The sequence below is a fragment of the Pseudomonas silensiensis genome (assembly GCF_050434865.1).
Classification (GTDB): domain Bacteria; phylum Pseudomonadota; class Gammaproteobacteria; order Pseudomonadales; family Pseudomonadaceae; genus Aquipseudomonas; species Aquipseudomonas fluorescens_W.
Window position 1 is genome coordinate 229,729 of sequence record NZ_JBNDJH010000003.1, and the last position, 12,606, is coordinate 242,334.

The 12,606-nt window shown below is 60.9% G+C and carries 13 protein-coding genes and 1 pseudogene; 5 read left to right on the forward strand and 9 right to left on the reverse strand.

Translation table 11 applies throughout. The features are described 5' to 3' along the window. Positions 1-15 precede the first annotated feature (15 nt). Positions 16-1,317: a serine/threonine transporter gene (locus QF010_RS05665; RefSeq protein WP_429511065.1), complete on the forward strand. Its 1,302-nt coding sequence runs from the start codon at positions 16-18 to the stop codon at positions 1,315-1,317. Here the strand turns inward: QF010_RS05665 and QF010_RS05670 are convergent. Further along, on the reverse strand, positions 1,299-1,511 hold the full coding sequence (locus QF010_RS05670) for a hypothetical protein (protein WP_156363926.1): 213 nt from the start codon (positions 1,509-1,511) through the stop codon (positions 1,299-1,301). The two genes, QF010_RS05665 and QF010_RS05670, sit on opposite strands and share 19 nt — an antisense overlap. 23 nt (positions 1,512-1,534) lie before the next feature. On the opposite strand from QF010_RS05670, the gene QF010_RS05675 reads away from it, so the two are divergent. Then, positions 1,535-1,852 (forward strand): DUF3509 domain-containing protein, encoded by a 318-nt coding sequence (locus QF010_RS05675; RefSeq protein ID WP_033057836.1) that lies wholly within the window; start codon positions 1,535-1,537, stop codon positions 1,850-1,852. Here QF010_RS05675 and QF010_RS05680 read toward each other — a convergent pair. After that, positions 1,849-2,349 (reverse strand): phosphate-starvation-inducible protein PsiE, encoded by a 501-nt coding sequence (locus QF010_RS05680; RefSeq protein WP_033057839.1) that lies wholly within the window; start codon positions 2,347-2,349, stop codon positions 1,849-1,851. The two genes, QF010_RS05675 and QF010_RS05680, sit on opposite strands and share 4 nt — an antisense overlap. 278 nt (positions 2,350-2,627) lie before the next feature. On the opposite strand from QF010_RS05680, the pseudogene QF010_RS05685 reads away from it, so the two are divergent. After that, positions 2,628-2,882: pseudogene (locus tag QF010_RS05685) on the forward strand (YebG family protein); the annotation flags it as partial. Positions 2,883-3,044: 162 nt separating this feature from the next. Here QF010_RS05685 and QF010_RS05690 read toward each other — a convergent pair. The 4 genes from QF010_RS05690 to QF010_RS05705 all read right to left on the reverse strand — a co-directional run bounded on the left by QF010_RS05690 (position 3,045) and on the right by QF010_RS05705 (position 7,379). Next, positions 3,045-4,154 carry a dihydrolipoamide acetyltransferase family protein gene (locus QF010_RS05690; RefSeq protein WP_429532574.1) on the reverse strand — a complete coding sequence of 370 codons (1,110 nt, stop codon included), beginning with the start codon at positions 4,152-4,154 and terminating at the stop codon, positions 3,045-3,047. 16 nt (positions 4,155-4,170) lie between these two features. Continuing rightward, entirely contained in the window at positions 4,171-5,157 is a 987-nt protein-coding gene (locus tag QF010_RS05695; protein WP_033057846.1) for an alpha-ketoacid dehydrogenase subunit beta, read from the reverse strand. After that, on the reverse strand, positions 5,150-6,244 hold the full coding sequence (gene pdhA, locus QF010_RS05700) for a pyruvate dehydrogenase (acetyl-transferring) E1 component subunit alpha (protein WP_429532575.1): 1,095 nt from the start codon (positions 6,242-6,244) through the stop codon (positions 5,150-5,152). Before pdhA ends, QF010_RS05695 begins: the two co-directional genes overlap by 8 nt. 115 nt (positions 6,245-6,359) lie before the next feature. After that, positions 6,360-7,379: a Glu/Leu/Phe/Val dehydrogenase family protein gene (locus QF010_RS05705; RefSeq protein ID WP_046053176.1), complete on the reverse strand. Its 1,020-nt coding sequence runs from the start codon at positions 7,377-7,379 to the stop codon at positions 6,360-6,362. A 183-nt stretch (positions 7,380-7,562) separates the two neighbouring features. Here QF010_RS05705 and QF010_RS05710 point away from each other — a divergent pair, with 183 nt between their 5' ends. Beyond that, complete coding sequence (locus QF010_RS05710; protein WP_429511067.1) at positions 7,563-8,366, forward strand: SirB1 family protein; 804 nt, start codon at positions 7,563-7,565, stop codon at positions 8,364-8,366. Between the two features lie 7 nt (positions 8,367-8,373). On the opposite strand, the gene maiA is transcribed toward QF010_RS05710, so the two are convergent. The 3 genes from maiA to hmgA are packed head-to-tail and all read right to left on the reverse strand — an operon-like array spanning position 8,374 to position 11,634. Then, complete coding sequence (maiA, locus tag QF010_RS05715) at positions 8,374-9,009, reverse strand: maleylacetoacetate isomerase (protein WP_429532576.1); 636 nt, start codon at positions 9,007-9,009, stop codon at positions 8,374-8,376. A gap of 12 nt (positions 9,010-9,021) precedes the next feature. Then, on the reverse strand, positions 9,022-10,326 hold the full coding sequence (fahA, locus tag QF010_RS05720) for a fumarylacetoacetase (protein ID WP_429532577.1): 1,305 nt from the start codon (positions 10,324-10,326) through the stop codon (positions 9,022-9,024). A gap of 3 nt (positions 10,327-10,329) precedes the next feature. Beyond that, positions 10,330-11,634, reverse strand: coding sequence for a homogentisate 1,2-dioxygenase (gene hmgA, locus QF010_RS05725; protein WP_033057864.1), 1,305 nt, complete (start codon positions 11,632-11,634; stop codon positions 10,330-10,332). Positions 11,635-11,799: 165 nt separating this feature from the next. Between hmgA and QF010_RS05730 the strand changes: the two genes are divergently transcribed. Next, on the forward strand, positions 11,800-12,594 hold the full coding sequence (locus QF010_RS05730) for an IclR family transcriptional regulator (protein ID WP_033057866.1): 795 nt from the start codon (positions 11,800-11,802) through the stop codon (positions 12,592-12,594). The last annotated feature ends 12 nt before the right edge of the window (positions 12,595-12,606 follow it).

Sequence of the window (12,606 nt, forward strand, 5' to 3'; positions counted from 1 at the left end):
TAACGAGGCCAAACGATGACCGATGTACGTACACCTGCTGCCGATAACCCAGCTGTAGAACTCAAACGCGACACAGCAACAGCCACCAAGGGCTGGAGTAAACACGACACCACCTGGATGCTCGGTCTTTACGGCACCGCCATCGGTGCCGGCACGCTGTTCCTGCCGATCAACGCCGGTGTAGGCGGTTTCTGGCCGCTGCTGATCCTGGCAATACTAGCCTTCCCGATGACCTTCTTCGCCCACCGAGGACTGACCCGCTTCGTGCTGTCCGGGCGCTCCGGGGACATCACCGAAGTGGTGGAAGAACACTTCGGCATCGGCGCCGGCAAGCTGATCACGCTCCTGTATTTCTTTGCGATCTTCCCGATTCTGCTGGTGTACAGCGTGGCGCTGACCAACACCTTGAGCAGCTTCATGGAGCATCAGTTACACATCGCCCCACCACCGCGGGCGATTCTGTCGCTGGTACTGATCCTCGGCCTGATGGCGATCGTCCGTTGCGGTCAGGGTGTCATCGTCAAATGCATGAGCGTGCTGGTTTATCCGTTTGTTGCCGCGTTGCTGCTGCTCGGTTTGAGCCTGATCCCGAACTGGAACGGCGCATTCTTCGCCACTGCCAGTGAAGGCATGCCGATGCCGCTGTTCTTCAAGACGTTGTGGCTGGCGATCCCGGTGATGGTGTTTTCGTTCAACCATTCGCCGATCATCTCCGCCTTCTCCGTCGATCAGAAACAGCGCTACGGCGAACAGGCCGAACGCAAAAGCAGCGGCATCCTCGCCATCGCCCACGCGATGATGGTGGTGACGGTGATGTTCTTCTGCTTCAGCTGCGTGCTGGCCCTGTCCCCGGCTGATTTGGCGGCGGCGAAGGCGCAGAACATCTCGATCCTCTCGTACCTGGCCAACCACTTCCAGACGCCGGTCATCGCTTACGCCGCGCCGTTGATTGCGCTGGTGGCGATCACCAAGTCCTTCCTCGGTCATTACATCGGCGCCAGCGAAGGCTTTCAGGGCCTGATCGTGAAAAGCCTGCGCGGCCGTGGCCGGGTGATGTCTGCCAGTTGGCTGAACCGCGTGACTGCGCTGTTCATGATCCTCAGCTGCTGGGCCGTGGCAACGTTCAACCCGAGCATCCTCGGCATGATCGAAACCCTCGGTGGGCCGATCATCGCGTGCCTGCTGTTCCTGATGCCGATGTACGCCATCCGCCGCGTGCCGGCCTTACGCCAGTACTCGGGTCAGGCCTCGAACGTGTTCGTGGTGCTGATCGGTTTGATTGCACTGTCTGCGATCATCTACTCATTCATGCCCTGAAACGGGCAGGCAAAAAGAAGGCGGGCCACGGTGCCCGCCTCTTTTTTACCGTGTCTATTGTTCGACAATTTTTCCGGCATGCCACTTGCTACGTCACTGCTGAGGCAAAAAGGACTTTTTAAAATCTCAGCGAACGGCCTGCCGATGGTCTGGTATTGCGAACCAACCCGATCATGGCCGGTCAACAACTGCACGTTCAATCAGGCGGTGACGCATCATGGACAACCCTTTTCAGCTCATTACCGATGCTTTTGCAGCGGATTATCAGATCAACCTGAGCATTCAGGGGCTGGATGGCAGCATCATGCTGACCCTGTCCAACAGCGGCCACGTGGTCGCCAAACGGATGATCAGCGCCGAACAACGCAATGACACCCAGCGCCTCAAACGCCTGGTGCAAAGCATTCAATTCGGCATAGCCATCGAACAGGGCCACAGCGCCGTGGCCATCCTCGAAGCCATGACCGACGGCGACAATTGCAACCTGCCACCGCCCCGCGTCAAGGGCCACAGCCGGCCGGCCATGCGGCTTTAAAGCTCGCCCTTCTCCACTTCGGGATGCTCACCGGAACCCGCACCGATCTTGCGTTGCGGGTGCGCGATCTTCACCGAAGGGAATTGCGACGAGGCGTAACGCACCACCAGAATCGCAAACGCCAGCAGTAGAATCCCGCCGCACAGGTAGATGATGCCGATATCCGGCGGGTTGTGGTGCGAGACGTTGGAGATCAGCAGCCGCGTCAGCGCAGTGATCGCCACGTAGATCAGGAAGCGCACCGGCATGTGGTTGGTCTTGAAATAAATCCCGACCATCGCCCCCAGTTCCAGGTAGATGAACAGCAGCAAGATGTCATCGATCTTGATGTGTCCCGCCTCGATCATCTGCAAAAACTCCATCACCGCCGCCCACGCGGTGACTGCACCGATGGCGAACAGTGCCAGGTAGTGGAAGGTCTCGACGAACAGGTTGCCCAGAGACTCGGCCAGTTGATGCACGTTCTGCCGCAAGTTCTCGGCCCAGTTGATTTTCACGATGATTCTTCCTTAGCTCGGTTCGAGCGGATGATGCGGGTTTGACGTGACGGTTGTTCTGCATGCAGAAAAAAGGCCAGGGGCGCCTGCCACATGATGGCGAGGTGCTCTAAAACGCGCTCCGTGGCGTTTGGTCGCACCTGCACCTCACAAACCCTGATTTCGGTCTACATTAAAAAGCCACTACCCAAAGCGCAGGGATTCGCTTATCCTTTTCGCTGTATATAAATACAGTAGTCGAATAAGACAACTTAATGTGAAGGCATGTGAGGTGGTGAATGGCCGTCGAAGTGGTATACCGCAGCAGCCGAGATCTGGAGCGCTTGTTCATGGATAAAGCCGAAGCTGACCGTCATGACAAAATGCTCGAACTGGCCGAATTGCTGGCTGAAGTGTTGCACAAAGCCGTTCCGTCCCTGACCGAACAGCAAGTGGAAGAAGCCGGGATCTACATGGCGAAGAACCGCGATGTGTTCGCCAAGGCGTTCAAGAGCCAGCCGGACGCGTTGTCCGAATTGCTCAATGCGCCGGCTGAAGTCGTTGAACAGGCTGCCCCCGTCGAGGCGCCTGCACCTGTTGAAGTCGCTGAACCGACCAAGCCAGCTAAAGCCCCCAAGGCTGCCAAGTAAGCAACGCCCGAATTGAATAGGCCCTGAGTCAAATGACTCAGGGCCTTTTTCATGCCGGCGAAAAACCTAAGCGTCGGGTTGCTCCAGCGCCTCGACCAGCGCCTTGAAGAAACGCGCCGCCTCGCCCCCCGTCACCACGCGATGATCGAAAGTCAGGGACAGCGGCAGGACCGGGTGCACCACCACCGCGCCATCGACCGCCACCGGTTCGTCGCGGATCGCGCCAGCGGCGAGGATTGCCACTTGCGGCGGCACCACCACCGGGTTGGCATAGCGACCGAACAAGGTGCCGAAATTCGACAACGTCAGGGTCGCCCCCATCATTTCCTTGGGCGGAATCGATCGCGCCTGCACGTCGGCCCTTAATCGCATGACGCCTTGCTTCAAGTCAGCCGGGGTGCGGTGACCGACATCGCGCAGCACTGGCACGAACAAGCCGTCCGGGGTGTCCACGGCGATGCCCAGATCGAGCCGTTCGTGTTGTTTGAGCGACAGGCTTTTGCCATCGAAGGCACTGTTGAGCACCGGCTCCACGGCGCACGCGGCCGCCATCGCTTTGGCAAGACGAATCAGCGGTTCGCGGGCCTGCCCCCAGCGATGCAGGTCGGCGTCTCCGAAAATCGTCACCGGCACCACTTCGGCATGAGACCGCGCCATGTTCAGCGCCATGCTGCGCCGCACACCGCGCAACCGTTCGCCGCCGAAGCACTCACGTTCGGTTTGAGCCGCGCTTTCCACATCCGTGCGGGTGATCAGCCCCTCGTGGCCGGAGCCCGTCACCCCGCTCAATTCCACGCCGAGTTGCCGGGCCAGTTGCCGCACGGCCGGTGTGGCGCGAGTCGCCAGGTGCTCTCGGGTCGAGGGGGCCGCCCCGATGAAAAACGAGTCCTCCTGACTGCTGCCGCCACCTTCGAGCCTTCCCACTACGGTACCCGCATCGGCTTCGCCTTCGTAATCGAGCAGGGGTTCACCGACGTGAATGATGTCGCCCTCACCGCCATGAAGTTTCGCCACCACGCCGTCATAGGGTGCGGGGATATCCACAAGAGCCTTGGCCGTTTCCACCGACACCAGCAGTTGATCGGCCTTGACGGTATCGCCGACGGCGACGTGCCAGCGGACGATTTCCGCTTCCTGCAAACCTTCGCCCAGATCCGGCAGTTTGAAATACTTCATCGCAGCCTCCTTGGGTTCAGGAAAAGTGAAGTACGTTGTCGCAGGCCTGAAGAATGTCCTCGACGTTCGGCATATAGAGCAATTCCAGTCGATACAGCGGCGGCGGAATGTCCGGTGCGGTGACTCGCTGAATCGGTGCCTGCAAGTCCAGCAACACCCGCTCGTAGAGGCTCGCGGCGATTTCCGCGCCGACGCCGCAGGAACGTGGCGCTTCGTGGACGATCACGCAGCGACCGGTCTTGCGCACTGAGGCTTCCAGCGTGTCGAGGTCCAGCGGCTTGATACTCGCGACATCGATCACTTCCGCCGAGACACCCCGCTCGGCCAATGCGGTGGCGGCTTGCAGGGTTTCCATCACACTGGCACCCCAACTGATCAGCGTGATGTCGCTGCCTTCGCGCAGGGTGAAACAGCTGTCCAGCGGCAGGCGTTTACCGTCATCCACCAGCGTTTGCGGGTTCATGCGATAGAGCCGGGTCGGTTCGAGAAACACCACCGGGTCCGGGTCATCGATGGCCGCCAGCAACAAGCCATAGGCCCGGGCCGGCGATGACGGAATCACCACCCGCAGACCTGGAATGTGTGCGAACAATGCTTCAGTGCTTTCGCTGTGATGTTCCGGCGCGCGAATCCCTGCGCCCATCGGCGTGCGCATCACCATCGGGCATGTGATCCGCCCGCGCGTGCGATTGCGCATGCGGCTGGCGTGGGACACCAGGTGCTCCATGGCCGCGTAGATGAAACCCATGAACTGGATTTCCACCACCGGTTTCAGGCCCTGCGCGGCCATGCCCACCACGATTCCGCCGAGCATGGTTTCGGCCAGCGGCGAGTCAATGACTCGCTTGAAGCCAAAGCTGTCGCGCAGCCCTTGGGTGGCGCGAAACACGCCGCCGTTCACTCCGACATCCTCACCGAGGACGATGACGTTCTCGTCTTCGCTCATCGCCCGATGCAGCGCGAGATTCACCGCTTCCAGCAACGTGACTTTGCCGTTACTCATGGCTCGAATCTCCCGCGCGGCGCGCCGCCCGTTCGAGCAACTCTTCACGCTGCCCGGCGAGGGACGCCGGCCATTGGGCGTAGACGTGATCCATGATCGATTCGGGCGCCTGAGTACCCGCTGCCTCGAAGTTATCCACAGCGCGCTGCACCAAGCCCTGGCATTCGCTGATCAGCGTCTGTTCGCGGCCTTCGTCCCACACGCCCTGGCCGACCATGAAACGTTGCAGGCGTTTGATCGGTTCTTCGAGCCAGGCCTGCTTGACCTCATCTGCCGACCGGTAGCGTGTGGCGTCGTCGGCCGTCGTGTGGTCGCCGAGGCGATAGCTCAGGCATTCCAGCAACACTGGGCCTTTACCGTGACGCGCCCTTTCGAGGGCCGCTTGTACTCGGTCGTAAACCGCGAGCATGTCATTGCCGTCGACCTGCTCACCGTGGAACCCTGCACCGATCGCTTTCTGTGCCAGCGTCGGGGCGCCGCACTGAATCCGTCGTGGCACCGAGATCGCCCATTGGTTGTTATTGATCACAAACACCACCGGCAACTGCCAGGCACCGGCGACGTTGAGGGCTTCGAGGAAATCGCCCTTGCTGGTGGCGCCGTCGCCGCAGGTGGTGACGGCAACCCGATGTTCGCCGCGGATTTTGAATGCACTGGCAACGCCGCAGGCATGCAAGGCCTGGGTGGCGATCGGCACGCAGATCGGAAAGTCCTGGGCCACCGCCGGTTCGGCAAAGTCGCTGCCGCGCTCGTCACCGCCCCAGTACAGGAGGATTTCTTCCATGCGTACTCCGCGCATCAACTGCACGGCGGTGTCACGGTAATACGGAATCAGCACGTCTTCGGCGTGCATCACGCTGCCGATGGCGACGCCAATGGCTTCCTGGCCCAATGTCGGCGCATAAGTGCCGATGCGCCCGGTGCGTTGCAGGGCGACGGCTTTCTGATCGAAAAGGCGGGTCAGGACCATCTGCCGATAAAGGCGCGTCAGCAAATTGAAATCGTCGGTCCAGGCAGGAAGATCGCCGAGCAATTGGCCGTCAGGGGATAAAAATCGGGTGTAAGGCAGCTCAACCTTGTGAGGCATCACAGGGGCTCCTGGCACGCCGCGTCAGCGTGCGTCAGTCAGGCCTGACGTTTGTGGCGCCAGGCCTTGGGAGCGAGTCTGCCGGATAGGCCCTCACTCCTTCATCGGTTCAGGCTCATCGATACAGCACTTTCTCCGCCAACTCGTCAGCCACTCGGGCCGGCGAACGTTTTTCCGCTTGGGCATGGGCGAAGACTTCGGTCAGCCGGGAGCTGATTTTCGACAGGTGTGCAGTGATGGTCGATAGCTCTTCGCCGCGATGTTTGAGCGATACGTAGATCAACCCGCCTGCATTGATCACGTAATCCGGCGCATACAGAATGCCCCGCCGCTCCAGTTGATCAGCGACTTCCAGATGGGTCAGCTGGTTGTTCGCCGAACCGGCCACCGCCGCGCAGCGCAGTTGCGTCACGCTGTGGCTGTTGAGCACGCCACCGAGGCCGCAGGGCGCGAGAATGTCACAAGGGGTGCTGAGCAGCGCGTCGTTGGCGATCGGGTGAGCGCCCAATTGCTCCATCGCCAGTTGGACCTTGCCGTGATCGATGTCACTGACCAGCAGTTCGGCACCGGCGGCATGCAGCTGTTCGGCCAGGGCAAAACCAACGTTGCCGAGCCCTTGAATCGCCACTCGCAGGCCTTCGAGGTTATCGCTGCCCAGCCGGGCCATGGCGGTCGCACGAATACCGGTGAACACGCCCATCGCCGCGTGCGGTGCAGGGTCGCCCGCCGAGGTGGTGCTGGTGACGTGCTGGGTCTGTTGGGCGATGCAATCCATGTCCGCCACTGAGGTGCCACTGTCGATGGCGGTGATGTAGCGGCCGTCGAGCTGATTGATGCAACGCCCGAACGCTTCGAACAGCGCGGCGCGGTTTTCCACATGGACCGGGCGAACAATCACCGCCACGCCGCCGCCCTGAGCCAGGCCGGCCAGCGCCGCCTTGTAACTCATACCTTGTGCAAGACGCACGGCATCCTCGACGGCGGACTCGTCGCTGGGATAGGCAAGGTAACGGCACCCGCCCAGGGCAGGCCCCAGACGGCTGTTATGAATGGCAATGACCGCCTTCAACCCGGTGACCGAGTCGACGCTCAGATGCAGGGATTCAAGGCGAGTGCTTTGCATGAGAGCGAACATCGTAGGGCTCCCGAATCACTTCTTGTAGTCGCCAGTATAGGCTTGCGCCCGAAAATTGCAGAAGCGCACCGGAATAAGCGGCGCCGCCAAGCAGACTTTCGGACATAACCTGTAACCGCCTATGTTCGGCACTGGACGAATGCCTGAGACGGGGCTAAAACGAGGCATTACCCGGAGATTTTGATGACCCCCCGCCAACGTTTCTTCGACTGTCTGCAACGTTCACCGCCCGCACTGTTCGAGGCGGCGCTGTGGATTGCCGCCGAACATGACAGTGAGGTCAATCCCGAAGCGGTGCTGCACGATTTCAAGGACCTGCAACAACGGGTCAGTTATGGCTTGCCGATGTTGCCGGTGAGCGAGTTAGCCCAGCCGTTGTTACGGCGCATGAATGACATGGGATTCGCTCAGGACGACTCCACGCCATTGCGTCCGCAAGTCGCGCTGGTCAATAAAGTGCTGGAGCGCAGGCGTGGGCAGCCGCTGAGTCTGGGATTGATTGCCCTGGAACTGGCCAAAGGTCTGGAAATCCCCATGGTTGGCGTCAACTTCCCCGGGCATTTTCTGCTGCGGGTACCGGGCGCCGATCACCTGCTCGACCCCTGCGGCGGGCGTCGGTTGTACCCCAACGATTGCCGGGAGTTGCTGCAGCGCCAGTACGGGCCGAACATGCAGCTCAGCGCCGAGCATATGCTCACCGCCGAACCGGTGCAGATGCTGCAGCGGCTGTCGCGCAACCTGCGTCAGTTACACCTTTCCAACGATGACTACATCGGCGCCCTGATCGACGCCGAACGTGTGCTGGAACTGGGCAACGCCATCGCCTCCGACTACCTGGCCCGGGCCAGCCTCTATCAACGGCTGGATTGCCCGAACGCCGAGCGCTTTGACCTGGAACATGCCCTGCTGCTCAGTGACGACCCGATCCAGCGGATTCGCCTGACTGAGCGATTAGGGCACCTGCCGCCTAACTCTATCGTCCATTGATAACGTTTTACGGGGTATCTGGCTGGTTCGCCGGATGCGCCTTGATGAACGCCGGATGCGTCGCCGCCAGCGCCGCCACTCGACGAATCCGTGGATACGCCTCAAGCGAAATGTTGAAACGCTCGGCGGCATAAAGTTGAGGGATCAGGTAAACATCCGCCAGCCCAGGCGTCGGGCCAAAGCAATAACCCTCATCGCCGATCAACTGTTCCACCGTCGCCAACCCTTGGCTGATCCAGTGCCCGATCCATTCCACCACTTGCGGTTCATCGTGCCCCAACTGCCGCAGCTTGTTGAGCACGCTGACGTTGTGCAGCGGATGCACGTCGCAACCAATCACCGCCGCCACACCGCGCTCATGGGCGCGAGCGGCGAGGTCTTTGGAGAGCAGCGGCACCTGTGGATAACGTTCCTCCAGGTATTCAATGATCGCCGGCGACTGGATCAACAGTTCACCTTCGTCAGTGCGCAAGGCCGGCACTCGGCCTTGCGGATTGATGGCGAGATACGGCGGCTGTCGATGTTCGCCACCTGGCGGCGCGATCAGATTGATCGGCAGCGCCTGGTAATCCAGCCCCTTGAGCGCCAACGCAATGCGCACCCGAAAGGACGATGTCGAACGGTAGTAGGTATAGAGTTCCATGACCCGATCCTCTTAACGCGCCGACAGCACTTTGCCGCGGCATTCGCCGAAACCGATGGAGGCAAAACCCTCGCGGCTGCAACGGGCGCGCAGGATGATTTCGTCGCCGTCCTCAAGGAATTTACGCACCTCGCCGGACGCGAGTTCGATCGGCTTTTTACCGCCCTCGGTGATTTCCAGCAGGCTGCCGAACTGACCGTTTTCCGGCCCCGACAAGGTGCCCGAACCGAACAGGTCACCGGCCTGCAACTGGCAGCCGTTGACGCTGTGGTGCGCGACCATTTGCGCCACGGTCCAGTACATGTGTCGGGTGTTGCTCAGGGTCAGGCGATGCGCCGGCAGTTTTTGCTCGCGCAGGCCTTCGGTGAGCAGCAGCACTTCCAGTTCGATGTCGAAGGCGCCAGCGGCCTGATCGCGTTTATCGAACAGGTACGGCAGCGGCTGCGGATCGCCTTCCGGACGTGCCGGTTGAGCACGACGGAACGGCTCCAGCGCTTCGGCCGTCACCACCCAAGGCGAGATGCTGGTGATGAAACTTTTCGACAGGAATGGACCGAGCGGCTGGTATTCCCAGGCCTGGATGTCGCGCGCCGACCAGTCGTTAAGCAGGCAGAAACCGGCGATGTGATCGGCGGCGTCACCGATGGCGATCGAGTCGCCCATCTCGTTGCCCTGGCCAATCCAGATGCCCAGCTCCAGTTCGTAATCCAGACGTGCGCACGGACCAAACGTCGGCTCGGTCTGACCGGCTGGCAAGGTCTGGCCTTTCGGACGGCGAACATCGGTGCCCGACGGGCGAATGGTCGAAGCGCGGCCGTGATAACCGATCGGCACGTACTTGTAGTTCGGCAGCAATGGGTTGTCCGGACGGAACAGTTTGCCGACGTTCTGCGCGTGCTCGATGCCGACGTAGAAGTCGGTGTAGTCGTTGATTTTTGCTGGCAGGTGCATTTCGCAATTCGCTGCCAGTGGCAGCAGTTTTGCGCCTTGGGCTTCGATCTTGCCGTGCAGGGTGCTGCCTTCTTTGAACAGTTCCAGCAGGCGTTCGCGCAGGGCAACGCGAGCGTCACGCCCCAGTTCGAAGAACGCATTCAACTGGCCGCCACGGGTGGCTTCAACTGCCGTTTTTGCGACGCCCTCGAACAGGCCGGCATCCAGTGCAGCTTCCAGGTCAAAGATGTGTTCGCCAATGGCCACGCCACTTCGCGGTGCCGAACCCTTCACGCTGAACACGCCCAGCGGCAGGTTCTGCAATGGGAAATCAGCATGGCCGTTGGCGGAGGCAACCCAGCTACGAGTGATGGAAGTCTGAGTCATGGGTTATCTCCGGGTCGGGTCGAAAGTGGCGGGCAGCGTGGCCCAGCAGGCATCGTAGTTGGTTTGCAGTTGCGGGCAATCCAGGGCGAAACGGCTCGGGCGCAGCACCTGGCTGGTCTCGAACATGAAGGCCATGGTGTTGTCGATTTTCGCGGGCGCGAGTTCGGCGTTAATCGCCTTGGTGCACGTTTCACCGTCCGGGCCGTGGGCGCTCATGCAACTGTGCAAAGACGCGCCGCCGGGCACGAAGCCTTCGGCCTTGGCGTCGTACTCGCCCTTGATCAGGCCCATGAATTCATTCATCAGGTTGCGGTGGAACCACGGTGGACGGAAGGTTTTCTCAGCGACCATCCAGCGTGGAGGGAAGATCACGAAATCGAGATTGGCCAGACCGTGGACGCTGGTTGGCGATGTCAGGACGGTGAAGATTGATGGATCCGGGTGGTCGAAACTGACCGTGCCGATGGTGTTGAAACGACGCAGGTCATATTTGTACGGCACGTTATTGCCGTGCCAGGCGACCACGTTCAGCGGCGAATGATCGAGCTCGCAGCCCCACAACTGGCCGAGGAATTTCTGCACCAGCGTGGTTGGTTGCTTGAGGTTTTCGTAATGCGCGACCGGGGTCAGGAAGTCCCTGGCATTGGCCAGACCGTTGCTGCCGATCGGCCCCAAGTCCGGCAGACGCAGCGGCGCGCCGTGGTTCTCGGCGATGTAGCCGCGAGCTTGCGGGTCGAGCAGTTCGACGCGGAATTTCAGACCGCGTGGCAGCACGGCGATTTCCAGTGGCTCCAGTTCCAGCACGCCCAATTCGGTCGCAATGCGCAAGCGTCCGAGCTCAGGCACCAGCAACAGTTCGCCATCGGCGTTGAAGAACACGCGCTCCATGGAGCGGTTGGCGCGGTAACTGTAGATGCTGATCCCGGCCGGTTTTTCCGCGCCCGAGTTGGCGGCCATGCTCACCAGCCCGTCGATGAAATCGGTTGGCTCGGTCGGAATGTCCAACGGGTTCCAGCGCAGACGGTTGGGGGTCACTTCACCCAACGCGCCGCCGGCCAGTTGCCGATCCAGTTTGACGAACGCCGGGTGATTGGCCGACGGCTGAATGCGGTACATCCAGGTGCGCCGCGCTTCACTGCGAGGCATGGTGAATGCCGTGCCGGAGAACAGTTCGGTGTAGAGACCGTAAGGCGCTTTTTGCGGGGAGTTCTGGCCGACGGGCAGTGCGCCGGGCAACGCTTCGCTGCTGAATTCGTTGCCGAAGCCGGACTGGTAAGCCAGCGCTGGCGCCGTTGAATCGAGGTTCATGGAGCCTCCTGAACAGGGAGTAGGCAATGGCCTTTCGCTCCGTTGAAGAGGTCTCGGCACGCCTGGGTTATTTTTATCGTAATTCGATTACGCTTAACGTAATTTGATTGGTATTGACCGTCAAGCTATAAAGACGCCCATTCGTCCCGGGATCAGACCGCCTCCATGGAAACGCCGCGCAGCAACGATAAACAGAAAGTCCGCTCGGCCGAGGTCGGCACCGACATCCTCAAGGCCCTGGCCGAGTTGTCGCCATCAACTTCACTGTCGCGCCTGGCCGAACACGTGCAGATGCCGGCAAGCAAGGTTCACCGTTATTTGCAGGCGCTGATTGCCAGCGGTTTTGCTGAACAGAATGCGGCCACCAACCATTACGGCCTGGGCCGCGAAGCCTTGCGCGTCGGTCTTGCCGCACTCAATAGTATGGACGTGCTGAAAGTCGGCGCCCTGCCCTTGGCCGAGTTGCGCGATGAACTGAACGAAACCTGCTTTCTGGCGGTGTGGGGCAACCAGGGCGCGACCGTGGTGCATATCGAACCGGCGGTCCGCGCGGTGACGGTGGTGACGCAATTGGGCTCGGTGTTGCCGTTGCTCAGTTCGTCCACGGGGCTGGTGTTCGGCGCCTATCTGCCGAAGCGTGAAACCGAGGACTTGCGTGAGCAGGAACTGCAGAGCGGTTCGCCCCATGCGCTGGCGGATGATCAGGCCTACAAGGCGTTGTGCGAACAGATCCGCGAACGCGGTCTGCATCATGTGCATGGTTTGCTGATGCCGGGGGTCGATGCGTTGTCGGCGCCGGTATTCAATGCTGTCGGGAACGTTGCGGCGGTGATGACCATTGTCGGCCCGGCGTCGTTGTTTCACGCCGACGAAAACGGCCCGGCGGCGCAGCGGTTGCTGGCGGCGACGCGGGCCGTTAGTTGGCGGATGGGGTATGAGACATCTCCCATCCATTGTTGAAATGCAGTTTTA